Source organism: Novosphingobium sp. FKTRR1, assembly GCF_020404405.1.
GTDB lineage: Bacteria > Pseudomonadota > Alphaproteobacteria > Sphingomonadales > Sphingomonadaceae > Novosphingobium.
In genome coordinates this window covers 13508-27098 of record NZ_JAIZDA010000039.1, presented here as the reverse complement: position 1 = coordinate 27098, position 13591 = coordinate 13508, and the positions used below count along the sequence as shown (strand labels likewise).

At 63.5% G+C, this 13591-nt stretch carries 12 protein-coding genes; 7 read left to right on the top strand and 5 right to left on the bottom strand.

Annotated features, from left to right (window positions below; genetic code table 11):
- Positions 1-245: 245 nt before the first annotated feature.
- From LDN95_RS20630 to LDN95_RS20620, 3 genes are all read right to left on the bottom strand, one after another.
- Entirely contained in the window at positions 246-737 is a 492-nt protein-coding gene (locus LDN95_RS20630; RefSeq protein ID WP_370631723.1) for a DUF1810 domain-containing protein, read from the bottom strand.
- Between the two features lie 33 nt (positions 738-770).
- On the bottom strand, positions 771-1655 hold the full coding sequence (locus LDN95_RS20625; RefSeq protein WP_226019431.1) for a 3'-5' exonuclease: 885 nt from the start codon (positions 1653-1655) through the stop codon (positions 771-773).
- A gap of 136 nt (positions 1656-1791) precedes the next feature.
- Complete coding sequence (locus tag LDN95_RS20620; protein ID WP_226019430.1) at positions 1792-2703, bottom strand: HEPN domain-containing protein; 912 nt, start codon at positions 2701-2703, stop codon at positions 1792-1794.
- Between the two features lie 286 nt (positions 2704-2989).
- Between LDN95_RS20620 and LDN95_RS20615 the strand changes: the two genes are divergently transcribed.
- The 7 genes from LDN95_RS20615 (at position 2990) to LDN95_RS20585 (ending at position 8630) form a co-directional block, all read left to right on the top strand.
- Positions 2990-3757: a LuxR family transcriptional regulator gene (locus LDN95_RS20615; RefSeq protein WP_226019429.1), complete on the top strand. Its 768-nt coding sequence runs from the start codon at positions 2990-2992 to the stop codon at positions 3755-3757.
- A 59-nt stretch (positions 3758-3816) separates the two neighbouring features.
- Entirely contained in the window at positions 3817-4431 is a 615-nt protein-coding gene (locus tag LDN95_RS20610; RefSeq protein WP_226019428.1) for an acyl-homoserine-lactone synthase, read from the top strand.
- Between the two features lie 14 nt (positions 4432-4445).
- Complete coding sequence (locus LDN95_RS20605) at positions 4446-5333, top strand: phytanoyl-CoA dioxygenase family protein (RefSeq protein ID WP_226019427.1); 888 nt, start codon at positions 4446-4448, stop codon at positions 5331-5333.
- The gene (locus LDN95_RS20600) at positions 5330-5941 is read left to right on the top strand and encodes a GntR family transcriptional regulator (protein ID WP_226019426.1); all 612 of its coding nucleotides are present in this window, start codon (positions 5330-5332) and stop codon (positions 5939-5941) included. The genes LDN95_RS20605 and LDN95_RS20600 overlap by 4 nt, the downstream gene beginning before the upstream one ends.
- A 108-nt stretch (positions 5942-6049) precedes the next feature.
- Positions 6050-6181, top strand: coding sequence for a benenodin family lasso peptide (locus LDN95_RS20595; RefSeq protein ID WP_169495135.1), 132 nt, complete (start codon positions 6050-6052; stop codon positions 6179-6181).
- A 59-nt stretch (positions 6182-6240) separates the two neighbouring features.
- Entirely contained in the window at positions 6241-6915 is a 675-nt protein-coding gene (locus tag LDN95_RS20590; RefSeq protein ID WP_226019425.1) for a lasso peptide biosynthesis B2 protein, read from the top strand.
- A complete protein-coding gene (locus LDN95_RS20585) occupies positions 6912-8630 on the top strand; it encodes an asparagine synthase C-terminal domain-containing protein (protein WP_226019424.1) in 1719 nt (572 codons plus the stop codon). Before LDN95_RS20590 ends, LDN95_RS20585 begins: the two co-directional genes overlap by 4 nt.
- Here the strand turns inward: LDN95_RS20585 and LDN95_RS20580 are convergent.
- Together LDN95_RS20580 and LDN95_RS20575 are read right to left on the bottom strand one after the other, a co-directional pair.
- Positions 8567-10639: an Atxe2 family lasso peptide isopeptidase gene (locus tag LDN95_RS20580; RefSeq protein ID WP_226019423.1), complete on the bottom strand. Its 2073-nt coding sequence runs from the start codon at positions 10637-10639 to the stop codon at positions 8567-8569. The genes LDN95_RS20585 and LDN95_RS20580 overlap by 64 nt on opposite strands.
- Entirely contained in the window at positions 10639-13575 is a 2937-nt protein-coding gene (locus LDN95_RS20575; RefSeq protein ID WP_226019422.1) for a TonB-dependent receptor, read from the bottom strand. The genes LDN95_RS20580 and LDN95_RS20575 overlap by 1 nt, the downstream gene beginning before the upstream one ends.
- Positions 13576-13591 lie beyond the last annotated feature (16 nt).

Below are 13591 nucleotides of genomic sequence, written 5' to 3'. Positions count from 1 at the left end.
CCGAGCACCCTTGCTCACAGGATCGTCACCCGAGATAATCATAGGAGTAGCGCCTCAACTTACGTCAGGGCGCGGAAATTCAACGCTGACACCCGCCAGCGCAAGGTGGGCGCGAAACACCGCTTACGGTCAGTCCCCAACCATGGTCGTTCGAGAGCCATAATCGGCTCTGAATAGCCTGCGTTCCAATCAGATTTTACATAGTTCCGAACCAAGGCAATAGCCTGTCACCGAATACCATTCACTTATCGAGGCCGCGACTTCGAGTGCGGTCGGGCGTCATCGCCAACGTCTTCGACGGCACGGCCGATAGCCGTTGCAGCGGCTAGGATATTCAGCGTGCGTGGGTCTCTCGCACCTTTGTACCAACGGTCCAGCGCGGCCGAGAATAACCGCTGCTCCGGATCCGCCTCGGCAAACAATGTCAGCGATGATCGCACCTTTACGGCGTCGAGCGCGCCAAACACCGCCTCCGGGTCAGACATCGGCAAATCCTGCAGTGCAGTGACGCATTCCTGGAGACGGCTGCCAAGGACAGGATGAGCGAGGTACGCCTGGGCCTCTTCCAGCGAGCGGATGGCGAAGCGTTGCGCCATTCCACTTCGACCTAACCCGCCCACTTGCGGGAAAATGTACCAGATCCAATGAGTCTGCTTTCGACCCTTTCTGATTTCGCTGAGAGCGGCCAGGTAGGTATCGCGCTGCGCATCGACAAAGCGCTCAAGACCGTAGTTCACTGTTTTCTGCCCGTCCAACATCACCCGATCGCATCACGACGCCTTGTACCGGTCGCACGCTGATACTGCCAAAAATGCCGGTGCTCCATGCCCAGCATAAACATCCGACATTAGCCAGGCCTCCTCCGCATCGCGCTCGACCTCGGGAATATCCCTGGACCAGAAACGTAGAACCGGATTCCAGCGGTATCCCCGCGCCTTCAGGCGGTCCTTGCTGTCGAACGGGGCATCAACCGCATTGACCGTGAAGCTCGGCCTTTCAGACGCGGCCATCAGGTGTGACATGACGGTACGCCCGTCGGGCAAGTCGTGCGCGAGCAGATAGATGAGCGCGAGAATATCGGCCTCGGCCCTGTGGCCCTCGTAGAACCAACCGCACTGCGACACGAGATGGGCAAGTGCCCGCCCGTCGAACCCGAGGTTCAGCCAGTCTGGCTCTGCCAGTGAACAGGCCCACGCCTTGCCCGCAACGCCAGGCAGGCGCTTGTCGACAAACGGACGATCAAATCCGGCATTATGGGCAACGATGAGGTCTGCCGACGCGAGAATCTCCAGCGCCATCTCCTCATCAATGATCTTTCCCTTGAGCATGTCGTCCGTCAGCCCGGTCAGTCGGGTGATAACAGGATCCAGTGCACGCTCGGGATCTTCGCGCCAGACGCGAGGTTGCCGCACCTCTACAATGCGCCCCGCCAAATCGTAGCGGAAGCGCTGAACGGCCAACTCGATGATCCTGTCGGTTGAGCAATCGAGACCTGTGGTCTCGACATCGATCGCCACACCGACGCGATATTCGGCACCGAGGATCGGCGCATGAAAACCCGTTACGGGCCCCAGCTTGCGCAGGACACGGTAATCCCCACTGGATTCGAGGAAGCGCGCGGCGCGCTCGAAGGTGTCATGATCGTTGGAGGACATGGGCTTGCTCAATCGTTGAAAAGGGCGCGGGCAGCAGCTGCCAGCATCGGACAAAGGTTCGGCCAGGGACGGTCAAAGCTGCGCGCAATGTTGTGGGCAGGAAACTAGCCAAGAATCGGCGCAACCCGAGGGCGCGTCAGGCGGCCTTCTCCAGATCCTCGATACGAGCTTCGCACACCGCCCGGACAGCGTCCTGCAGGACCGCGACACGCGCGGCGATCCAGGCAAGTTCGTCATTCGTGATGTGATACGAGGAGGAATATCGGGCCTTGATGTAAGCATCGCGCAGAAGCGAATAGCAGCGCCGCTCGGCGCGCCTGGCGCGTGGCCAAACCGCTTTCAAGCTCGGCTCCATCTCTTCGGCCAAGAGCCGCAAGCGATTGAGATTGTGAGATTTGGGGGACCACAAAGTGCGGACAAGAAACAGACAGTGGTAGAATCTCTCGACTGCCTGATGAAAGTTGAAGGCCGCTAGGTTGAAATGACCGCGATCTAGATGGAAATGTGCCCCCTCGATAAACTGTAGGGCGGTAGCAAACCAGTCTTCGAAATACTCCTGCGTCTCACGCAGAGCTTCTTCCCGAGACAGCGGTAGCGGTTCCACGAACGCGTGGCCTGGTTCCTCGAAGAGGACGATACCATCCTTGAGGATGTCCATGAAGAAGTAGCGGCCAAGCCGAAGCTTGTCGTTCACATCGTCGAGCGCGTGGTAGATCAGGCTCACCGGGGTCCGCAGGATCGTACCGGCGGTCAGATCGGACAACAGGCGACTTTCGGTCTTGTCCCAGAACTCGGCAACGTCGGTCAGCTCCTCGCGGTCCACGACGACGAGCAGATCGTAGTCCGAGAAGTAGCGCCCGACCGGATCCTCGACCCAATCGCCGCGGGCATAACTGCCGAACAGGATGATCTTGAGGAGCTTGCCCCCACGAAAGCGCTCCTGCGTGCGGCGCGCGGTGGCAGCCTCGAAGCCGGAACGAATGACCTCGACCACGTAGGCCAGTTCCCTGGCCTTGGTTTCGGGCAAGTGGTCAATCGTCGAGCGCATGAGGGCCAGACTCGCCGGTTTGTGCGCTTCTGCCAAGCGAAAATGCGCGAGGGGGACGACTGGGGGATGCGTTGCACAACTGCCGCAGGGCAATCAAATCCTCGCCAAATCAGCAACATCTTGCATTGCAGCATAATCGAGGTGTGTTAGAAATAATCCAGCAACACTTGGGCGATTTCGGAGGCCTGGGAACCGCAGGGGCCGTCCAGCAGACACGGAAAGGACGATCGTCAGGAACAACGGCAGTTGAAGATGCTACCGGCGATCGTGGCTATGCCAGGCGTCCATGCAAGTCTCGGCTAAAACGCTACTCGATCTTGTTGAAGGTGTGGGAAGCCGCGACGAACTTGGCGGCGTCATGAGCGAGGTGTGCAGAGTTCTGGGGTTCCAGTATTTTGCCCTGACCCACCATGTCGACCTTTTGAAGGCCGGCAATGGCGCAATCAGGTTGCACAATTATCCCGAGCGCTGGGCCGAGCACTATGACAGCCAGACCTTGTCGCTCTCGGACCCGGTCCATCGCGCGAGCCAGGTAACCGCCTTTGGCTTTCAGTGGTCCAGGATGCGCGCCCTCATACCGCTCAATCGGGCGGATCTCGCTATTCTCGAGGCGGGGCGCAACCAGGGCTTCCACGACGGTTATACAATTCCCGTCAACGTCCCCGGCGAAGCCTGCGGTTCGTGCACGTTCGTGAATTCTCTTGGGCAAGTAGCGGAGAGCGATGTTTTGCCGCTCGCCCAGGTCCTCGGCACCAAGGCGTTCGAGGTCGCTCGCCGATTGTGGCTGCCCCGCGGCTTTTCAGGGGACGTCCAGCGCCCGACACTGACCGATCGCCAGCGCGACTGTGTTCTGTGGGCGGCGCGCGGCAAGACCGACTGGGAGATCTCCAAAATCCTCGGCATTTCCGAAGAAACGGTCGCGCGCCACATTCGTCTTGCCTGTGATCGCTACGGCGTCACCAAACGCGTTGCGCTCGCCTTCTGTGCCGTGAGCGAGCGAATCATCACGATCTACGACGTCGGTCCGTGGGTCTATACCCCTTTCCCGGCATAGCCGGAGCACCCCGTCTGGCGTGATCGTGCACCTGACCACAGCGGTCCAGGAGCACCCTCATGCTGAACATCCTCACGCCCGGCAGCGAGCCGGACGCAACAGTAATGCGCGCCATGTTTGCGGCCCGCAAATCGGTTTTCGTCGATCTGCTCAAATGGGACGTGCCGGTCCTCGACGGACAATACGAAATCGACCAGTTCGACAACGTCCACGCCCGTTACCTCGTGCTGACGGACCCCGACGGCAATCACCTCGCTTCGGCGCGTCTGCTTCCGACCACCAGAGAGGGCATTCTGTCCGGGCTGTTTCGCAAATTGTGCGATGGCCCGGTTCCCACCGCTCCAGACATCCTGGAGATCACGCGGTTCTGCCTCGACCGGCGCCTGCGCGCCGCAGAGCGCCGCCAGGCGCGCGATGCGCTGGTGCTGGCGCTCGTCGACTACGCGCTGGCCAACGGCATTACCCAGTACTGCGCCGTCGCGGAGTTGGGATGGCTGCGCCAGATCGTGGATTTCGGATGGGATTGCCGCCCGCTCGGACCACTTGGCCAGATGAAGGGTGAGCGGCTCGCCGCAGTGCGCATCCTGATCGATGCAGACACACCTGCTCGCCTTTTCGCCGGCGGAATCCGCGCGACCGGACTTCCGAGCATTCCTGCCAGCCTTGCTGCGTAAAGGAGCGACACTCCATGAATGCTCTCTCTTCCGCGATCGCCACGGCTCAGGTCGAGCGTCATGTCCACGAGCTGACGACGCGCGGCTTCACGATCGTCCGCGGCGCGCTTCCGCCCCGGATGGTTCGCACGCTAGACAAGGATCTGGAACAACCGTTCGCCGACACGCCGTTCGGCATAGGCTCGTTCTACGGCGGCACTACCAAACGGTTCGGGCGACTTCTGATCCGTTCGCCGCATGCCCGCGCCCTCGTCTGTCATCGGCTGATCCTGTCGATCGTCGAGCAGGTACTCTCGCCCTGGTGCGACCGCATCCAGCTGAACACCACGCAGGCGATTGCAGTGCATCCGGGCGCGCCGGCGCAGTTCCCGCATCGCGACCAGGACATGTGGCGCGGGCCTGTCGGCGAGATCGAGTACCTCGTCAACGTGATGTGGCCACTCACACCGTTCACGGCAGAGAATGGTGCTACCCGGCTCTGGTCTGGCAGCCACGGGGCCCGGGCGCTCGAAGCCGGAGCCGACGGCCTGGAGACGATCGGTGAGATGGCGCCGGGCGCAGCCTTGCTGTTCCTTGGCTCCACGCTCCATGGCGCAGGCGCCAACTGCAGCGAGATGGTGCGGCGAGGCATCGTCATCGGCTATTCGCTCGGGTGGCTCAAACCTTACGAGAACCAGTGGCTGGCCTATCCACCAGAAGTCGCGCGGCACTTCGACCCGGAGCTTGCCGCCCTGGTGGGATATCGCCAGCACCGGCCCAACCTCGGCAATTTCGAGGGACAGTGTCCCTCGGTACTGCTGGGAGATTATGACGGCAGTCCGCTGGGCGCAATCGATGCGCTGCGCCCCGACCAGATGGCGGCGGCCGATGCCTTTACCGCGGGCGGACGGGAGGCTGCATGAATGCCGGGCCAACTGCCGGCAGGGTATACGAGGCCTTGCGCTCGCTTATTCTCAATCATGGGTTTTGCCCGGGCGATCGTCTCGACGCGGCGCTGCTGGCCGAGCAACTGTCGGCCAGCGTAACGCCCGTGCGCGATGCGCTGAACACGCTTACCGGTGAAGGCCTTGTCGAATCCCGCCGGGCGGGCGGCTTCCATCTGCCGTCGCTCGACGAGCCGGGCTTGCGCGACATGTTTGCTTGGGAAGCACAGATCCTGCGCCTCGCACTGAAGGAAGCCCAGCTGATCCCGGCATCGCCAACCGCCAACCGCCAGCAACTCACTTATGCCGAGCGTGTGGCCGGTGCTGTCGGGACAGTGGCCGAAGGTTCGGCCAATAGTGAACACGCTCGCGCCCTCGCCCGGCTCGGCGCACGGCTCCATTCCGTGCGTACCCTCGAGGAAAAGGTGATCGAGAATGCGCCCGGCGAACTCGCACACATCGAACAGGCGCTGGACCAGGCTGATCGCGCCGCGCTGCGCCGGATGTGGCGGGCCTGGTATCATCGTAGGGTCGGCGCCGCAGCGAAACTGGTGCGCGCGGCCTACAGGGTACGCGGGAGCGCGTGAGGCGCCAACAATCGGCATATCACTGCGGTATAAAATTCGGATCGGAAGACCGGCTTCGTAGCCTGAACTTTGCCGCGATCGTGCGGCGCAAGTGATGGAGTGAAAGCCATGGAACGCAAGATCGAACTGATCGAAGACGTCGAAGACCTCGGCGCCGCCAGCACCGAAACGCTCGGCGCGCCGGGCAACCAGCTCGAATTCGGGGTGATCGCCCGCCCGCTGGGCCTCGACTCCGAATAAGCCTTCGGCAGGCGCGCTTGGTCACAAGCGCGCCTGTTGCCGGATTCAGGGATACGCCGATGGTATCTCCGCCCCCTCCCCCCACCTTCCGGCTCGCCGACGGGATCGGCGTTACCCGGTGCGAGGACTCCGTCATCGTTCTCGATGTACCGTGCGATCGCTACCGAAAAGTCGGCGGCGAAGCGGCGGTCGCGCTGCTGGAGATCGCCAATTCGCGCCCGATTGACCCGGACCATGCCGGGCTCGCGGCTTTGCATCGTGCCGGCTTCATCGCCGACCAACTACAATCCGATGCGTCGTATCTGGATCCTCGAAGCATCCCGCTCCCGACGTCGAGCGTGCTTGAAGGCGGCGCGCCATTTCGGGCGGCTACCCGCCACGATCTGGGCGTCGTCCTCGACTGTGCCGCGAGCAGGCTGGATCTGCGGCGATGGCCGCTTGAGCGTGTGTTGCGCGCGCTGCGGAACGCCAGACAACGGCGTTCCGCAAAAGAGATAGGTGAGCTGGCCCGCGACTTCGACACGGGACGACGGCTGGCGCCCTTCCGCCCCTGTTGCCTGCCCGATGCGCTGGCTTTCACGCGACGCGCAAGGCGGCATGGCCACGATGTGCGGCTGGTGTTCGGCGTGAAGTGCCACCCGTTCGAAGCGCATTGCTGGGCACAGATCGGCGAGGTGGTGCTGACTGACCCGCTCGAGCGCGCGCTGCGCTTCCAACCGATCCTGGCGCTATGAACCCTGAACGCTATCTTCTGGTTATGGGGGCAGAGCGGTCCCCTGCCTTGCTGTCACGAGCTACGGCACAACTTCCAGCATTCGGCCTTCAACGCCGGGACTTCGGCAAGGGCTTTACCCTGTTTGCAGCACCGGGCCTTGCTGTCGTGGAGCATCCGTCATTGGTGGTGATCGGACAGATGTCCGATGCCGCCCCGGTCCTGCTCGCGCAATGCGAAACGCCCGATGAGCTCATAACCGAATCCTGGGGCAACTATTTAGCTCTGGGCCTTGGCACCGATGGCACGCCCCACTGGGTAATGCGCGCGCCGCTGGGACATCTTCCCGCCTACCGGAGAAGCGGAAAAGGCATCGAGATTATCGCCTCACATCCAGACCTCATCCTGGCCGTTACGGGTGAGAAGCCCGCGCTTGCCTGGGAGTTCGTGGGGCGGCATCTCGCGTTCCAACATCTGCAGACTACCGAGACGGGCCTTGCCGGAATCGAGGAGTTGCTCGGCGGGGAAAGCCTGGAACAAGGGCCGAACGGGGCCTGGCATCGCCGCCAAGTGTGGTCGCCCTGGACCTGGACCGCGCAGAACCGCGAGATAGGCGACCCGCTAAGGGCACGACAGGACCTCCGCGCTAGCGTCGAGCGCGCGGTTGCAGGATTGATCCCGCGCGACGTTCGCTGCCTTCTTGAACTGTCGGGGGGAGTAGACTCTTCGATCCTCGCTGCTGCGCTCGCAGGTCACAAAGCCAATGCACGGGCCGTAACGCTCGTGACCGATGAGCGCGAGGGCGACGAACGGCTCTATGCCCGCGCAGTTTCGATCGCCACGGGGCTGCTGCTCGACGAAGTAGCCGTGACCGGGGCGGTCAATCTCACCCGCCCCGCCAGCATGCGAAGCGCGCGCCCTGGCTTGCCGAGGACGCTGTCGCTCGCCGATGACCTGCTGGCCGAGAAAGCGCGCGCCGAGACCATCGGCGCCTTCGTCAGCGGTGCAGGCGGCGATTGCGTGTTCTGCTCGCCCGTCTCGGCCGCGCCTGCCGCCGACGTGTTGCGCCGGTTAGGCATCAGCCGCGCGGCGTGGTCTGCGGTCGATGCTCTGGCGCGGATCCACCACGCCAGCGTGTGGGACGTCGCGAAAAGGGCCTGGCGACAGGCATGCGAGCGCACAGCGCAGTCTCAATGGCCGCGGACCACCGGCTTTCTGGCGCAAGACGCTCTACCCACCATCGCACCTGTCCATCCCTGGCTCGCGGAACCGGCCGATGTGCTGCCCGGCAAGCGCAGCCATGTTCGTGCGATCCTCGCAGCGCTTGCCCATGTCGAGGGGTACGGGCGTCACGCGGTGACACCCTCGCGCTTTCCCCTGCTGAGCCAGCCCGTGGTCGAGACCGCGCTGCGCATTCCTTCGTGGCTATGGATCGAGCACGGTCGTGATCGCGCGGTCGCCCGAACCGCGTACAGCGGCTTTCTTCCTGCAAGCGTGCTCGACCGACGCACCAAGGGGGGACTCGACAGCTATGCCATTGCGATGCTGGCCCGCAATCGCAACGCGCTGCAGCCGTTCCTGCTCGAGGGACACGTGTCGCGCAGCGGGCTACTCGACCGGCAGAGGCTAGAGGCTGCACTCGCGCGGCAACCTCGTCGCGGCGATGCCGACACTTATCTGCTCTTCCCCTTGATCGACACCGAAGCCTGGGTACGCGCCTGGCTCGACGAGCCATAGCCGCGCCAGCGGACGTATTGCGCGGCCTTGGCGGGATCGGGATCCACCTCGCCGGCCAGCCAGAATCGGAACCAGTCGAGGTTGCGTTCATTGGCAGCAAGCTGGTGGCGAGGCTGCCACTTGATGTGCATTTCCTGGGGGAATGCCCAGAGTTCGGCGGGCTTGCCGGCGCGCTGCAGTCGGGACAGCAGCTCGACATTGGACCGATATTCCTGCTCGGGCACCTGCATGAGAAATGGCGCCGAGATCCGGTCCGCGTTGAACGCCGGCGATATCCGCCGCCATCCTTTGCGGTCATGATCGGGATCTCCGATCTCCCATGAACTGCGCAACACACCAGCGACATCGCGCCCGGCGACCGCATTGTACCAATAATAGGCCGGGGTCAGCATGACGTTGGCGACGGACAGAGCGCGCAATCGATGAGTATGGATCGCAAGCCAGGCGGCCACCTCACCGCCGAAGCTGACCCCGCCGACGCCCACGCGCGCAGGATCGATGGTGCCCTCGGCCGCGAGCTTGTCAATGATCGTTCCGATGCCGGCTTCAGCCACCGCATAAGCCTCGGTGTTGCGGCCCCCACCGACAAAGCCAGCAGAGCGATTGATACACATCGCCGCGATCCCATGTGCCGCGAGCGCTCTCAACGGGAATTCGTCGCCAAGCCCGCCGCGCAGATAGCCCGCGCATGAATAGTAGGTGATGAACAACGGCACAGACCCGGTGTGCCCAGGCGGCAGAGCAATGAACCCGGCAAAGGGTCGCCCCTTGGCATCGAACCAATTCAGCGGCGCAAAATGCGGCTCACTCGATGGCAATTCAGGATTGGGGGAAGCAAGGGTCCGCAAGGCACCGCTTTGCGGATCGACCAGCACCAGGTGCGGCGGAACATTCGCACTGGCCGCAACGCAGGCGATCACGACTTCGTGTGCCGCGCAGGGATCACCAAGATCTGCGCCCCCTTCAAGCAGACCTTCGCCAGCCACCAGTTGGCGCATGGATCCGTCGGCAAGATTCCAGACGATCAGCGAGGAATTGTTGGGCGTCTGGCGAACCTCCAGCATCACTTCATTGCGGTGCCCGATCCAGCTGATCGATCGCACCTTCGACGGATTGCACAACGCATCGGTACACCGCGCGACTTCCTTCCCATCGGGCGCGGCGAGGACAAGGCGATAGTCCTCCCCTTTGCCAAGCAGAAGGACATTGCCGCGATCATCGCCCGACTCTGCGCGAACCATAACAAATTCGCCGCCCAGCTTATCGAAGCCCTTGATCGGTGGCGCGTAGAGCTGCTGCTCTTGCGCGCTGGGCTCGCGCAGTATGCCGGATTGGGGATCGAGGATCTCAAGGTGTGGCGCCTGCTTGGGCAAAATGCCCCCTTGCTCGAACCAAGCGCCGCGCAAACGACCTGTCGCCCAGCGCCCGTCGATCCAGTCGCCCCGATAAAGCGGTCGCTGCGGATCAACGCTCGCATCGATCAGGGTCCCCCTGTCCTTCTCTTCGTCCTCGGCGAGAGCAATGGCCGCACGTGATTGGCCGACTGCAACGGCAATCTTGTGCCCGTTCTCGAGCGCCGCCACGTCGGTGACGTTCCCGTCCTCGTGGGTCAGTTCGCGCACGTCGTTGCCATCGACCTCTGCGCGCCAGACCTGCGCTTCACCCTTCGCAAGCTTGCGGAACAGGATCGCGCGCGAATCCGAGGTCCAGATCGGCGCGCGCGCCAGCATCGTACCATTGAGCAAGGTTGGTTCACCCGCGTCAGCAAACCGCCGTGGCGGTTTGGAACCGTCTGCGGGCGCGACGAACCAGGCAATGTCATATGCGTTCCGGTCGATCGAGGCGCGCGCTTCACGCCAGACGACAAGGCGCCCATCCGGAGAAATCGACGGGCTATCGATCCGCGTCATTTCGATTTCTGCGCGAATCCCGGCCCCGGCAGCGGCATGAGCCGCAACCGGGGCCAGAACCAGCAGGGCGAACGCAAGGGGAGCTGAAGCCTTGCGCATCACCATGCCTTTACCAGCTGGAGAGCAATGACCCGACCGGCGGCGCTTGCCTGTTCGGGATCGAAACCCGATGCCGAATAGGGCGTGCGATTGTTGACGTAGGGCGGATCGCGGTCAAACAGGTTCGTCACGCTGAGCGACAACCGGGTCCCGCGCATCGGGCCATCGACCTCGCCAAAGGTCTTGCTCAACTGGACATCAACGGTCGTCCAGCTGGCAACATGTTCGACCGGACTGACCGCAGTGTTGGCGTAGCCGGCGGTGTGGTTGACGAAACCTGCAACACCGACGCTACCAAACTGAAGCGATGTGCGACCACGGACGCGATAGCGCACCGGGTTGCCGATCGTGCCGAGCGCTTCGACCACGGGCGATGTCGCGGTAAATTGCTGCGTCAGGTGAAACAGCCAGGTTCCCGACGCACCGATCTCGAAGGCGCCGCCGCGAAGCGGCTTGTGGTAGCCAAGATCAAAGTCGATCCCGTCGAGGTGGTTGCGCGCAAGGTTCGCGTTGCGCGCATCGATCACATAGGCAATCGCCGAGGCGGGAATGCCGAACGGGTTGGTAAAGTTCGGATCGGCATAGAGAGCGGCCAGCGTTGCCGTCGATGGGTTCGCGGTGATCAGCGTGGCGTAGCGGTCACGCTGGGTGAGGAACGTGAAGGCATCGACCGCCGGGTTGAAGATGCGGTCGCGGTAGGAGACGTCGAACCAGGTCATGCTCAATGCAAGGCCGGGCACGGCCTTCGGCCGGAGATCGATACCGGCCGTCAACGTACGCGCTCGTTCCGGTCCGATCGCCGGATTGTTGCCGAACAGCGCGACGACATTGCTCGATCCGCCAGGCGATGTCGGATCGGATACCGGCAGCGGCACGACCTGACTGAGCCCTGGTCCCTGACGCACATCGAAGAAGCCTGGCGCGTGGAACGACGTGCCGTACGCGCCGCGCAGGGCCAGCCCTTCGACGGGCTCCCACGTCACGCCAACTTTCGGATTCGTCGTCGTCCCGAAATCAGAATAGTGCTCAATGCGGCCCGCCACCGAGAGGTCGAGCCGGTGGATCCCGGAAATGCCCTGCTCCGGTCCGACCAGCGGTGCCATGAGTTCGGCATAGCCCGCAACGACATGTCGCGAGAGCGGGTAGCCGGTGTCGCCACCCGAGATCGGACTGAGGCTGAAATCGTCATAGACATAGGCGGAACCGAAGGCTTCGGCCCGGTATTCGGAGCCGACGGCAAGCCGTAGAGCACCACCCGGCAGCGCGAACAGTGGCCCGTCGAACTTCAACCCTGCCGTGGTCTGGCGCGAGCGATCGCGTTGCGTCGCAGAGCCGCGCACCTTGTCGATCGTCGACGCGCTGGTGTGCGAGCCATCGCCGAACACGTTGAAGGCTGTCGCCGGATGGCTGTCCGCAAGCGCGGCCGCCAGGCGAGCATTGTTGACCTCATTGAGAGAATCCAGCTGTTCGTGCTGCTGGCCGTAGCTGCCATAGACCTCGCCGCGCCACTGCCCGAACCGCGCTTCGAGCGAGGCCGAGGTCGCCCAGTTGGTAACGTGCGCCCTGTTGAGCGGCGCGCCGAGATCCTTCCGGAAATCGTAGGTGACGCTGACCGGCTGACCGGTGCCGATCGGATCGACGTAGAATGGGTTCGCAGACGTGACCGTGACCGGCGAATTGAGCGCGAAGTAGCGCTGAGACGACCGGCGATCGGCGGCAAAGCCCTGGACGCGTAGCGTGACCGCGGGGGTGATTTCCTGCTCGAAGGCAATGATGCCGGCATGGCGGCGGGTTGCAGGCAGGAGATCGGTTTGGCTACGGCCATCGCCAAGGTTGGTGACGCCCGGGATCAGGTCGGACCCTGACAGATGCGTGCCATCCTGCCCCTTCGGAATACCATAGACGCTGCCGTCAGCCGCCGTGATCGTGCCCGGGTTGGCATAAGCCTGGCGATAATCGGGTCCACCGTAGCGGCGTAGGTCTTCGGTCGCATAAGCGCGGTCCTCCGATCCAAGGCGCGTGCGATCGTAGTATTCGTAAGACCCCATGATTCGGCCAGTGGACCACTGCTTGCCGACGATCTGGCTCGTCTGGAATTCGGTGAAGCCATCCGCGATCCCTGTGCGCAGGCTGGTTTCCGCGCCCTCGAAATTGCGGCGGAGCCTGACATTGACCACGCCGGCAACCGCGTCCGAGCCGTAAATTGCAGAGGCCCCGTCAGCGAGCACTTCGATCCGCTCGATCGCGCTCGTCGGGATCAGCGAGAGATCGACGAAGGTGCCCCCTCCCCCGCCCAGCGCGAGCCGGTTGCCTTCCACGAGCGTCAGCGTCGAAGTCGTCCCGAGGCCGCGCAGGTTGACGCTCGCGCCGTAGCCGATGTTGCCGCCGGCATTGTTGCGCGTGGTGAAGCCGACCGTGCCCTCATTGGCGCCGCCGCCGAAGTTCTGCGGGATCGCGGCCATGACCTCCTGGGTCGTGGCAAGGCCACTTTGCTCAATGTCCTTGCGGTCGATCGCGATCACCTGTGCGCCGGCAGGCGCAGACCCGCGAATGCGGGTGCCGGTGACCAGGATCTCGGGGATGTTGGCTCCACTCCCCTCCCCCGGCAGACGCGCCGGGACCGGCCTCACTGCGTAGGCATCACCGACCTCGACGCTCTGCAAGTCAGACCCTGCCAGCAACAGCGTCAGGGCCTCACCAACCGTGAACGTGCCGCGCACGGAAGGAGCAAGGCGCGAGCCCACGACTTGCGTATCGGCCAGCACGGTCTGGCCCGATGCAAGGGCAAGGCTGCGCAAGGCATCGGCCAGTGGCTGTGCCGGCAGATCAAGAGGAATGCGGCGGCCGTCGCGCGCGATCGCCGCCTGCGGCGCCACAAGCACAGTTGCTGCCAGCAGCGCAGCAGCGATCGAACGGAAATGGGTGATGGACGTCATGGTTCGTACCTCCCTG

What these genes read in the sequence shown, in the direction of transcription:
- LDN95_RS20625 (WP_226019431.1), bottom strand. Translation starts at nt 1,655, where the DNA reads ATGTCCTCCAACGATCATGACACCTTCGAGCGCGCCGCGCGCTTCCTC.
- LDN95_RS20620 (WP_226019430.1), bottom strand. Translation starts at nt 2,703, where the DNA reads ATGCGCTCGACGATTGACCACTTGCCCGAAACCAAGGCCAGGGAACTG.
- LDN95_RS20615 (WP_226019429.1), top strand. Translation starts at nt 2,990, where the DNA reads ATGCAAGTCTCGGCTAAAACGCTACTCGATCTTGTTGAAGGTGTGGGA.
- LDN95_RS20610 (WP_226019428.1), top strand. Translation starts at nt 3,817, where the DNA reads ATGCTGAACATCCTCACGCCCGGCAGCGAGCCGGACGCAACAGTAATG.
- LDN95_RS20605 (WP_226019427.1), top strand. Translation starts at nt 4,446, where the DNA reads ATGAATGCTCTCTCTTCCGCGATCGCCACGGCTCAGGTCGAGCGTCAT.
- LDN95_RS20600 (WP_226019426.1), top strand. Translation starts at nt 5,330, where the DNA reads ATGAATGCCGGGCCAACTGCCGGCAGGGTATACGAGGCCTTGCGCTCG.
- LDN95_RS20595 (WP_169495135.1), top strand. Translation starts at nt 6,050, where the DNA reads ATGGAACGCAAGATCGAACTGATCGAAGACGTCGAAGACCTCGGCGCC.
- LDN95_RS20590 (WP_226019425.1), top strand. Translation starts at nt 6,241, where the DNA reads ATGGTATCTCCGCCCCCTCCCCCCACCTTCCGGCTCGCCGACGGGATC.
- LDN95_RS20585 (WP_226019424.1), top strand. Translation starts at nt 6,912, where the DNA reads ATGAACCCTGAACGCTATCTTCTGGTTATGGGGGCAGAGCGGTCCCCT.
- LDN95_RS20580 (WP_226019423.1), bottom strand. Translation starts at nt 10,639, where the DNA reads ATGCGCAAGGCTTCAGCTCCCCTTGCGTTCGCCCTGCTGGTTCTGGCC.
- LDN95_RS20575 (WP_226019422.1), bottom strand. Translation starts at nt 13,575, where the DNA reads ATGACGTCCATCACCCATTTCCGTTCGATCGCTGCTGCGCTGCTGGCA.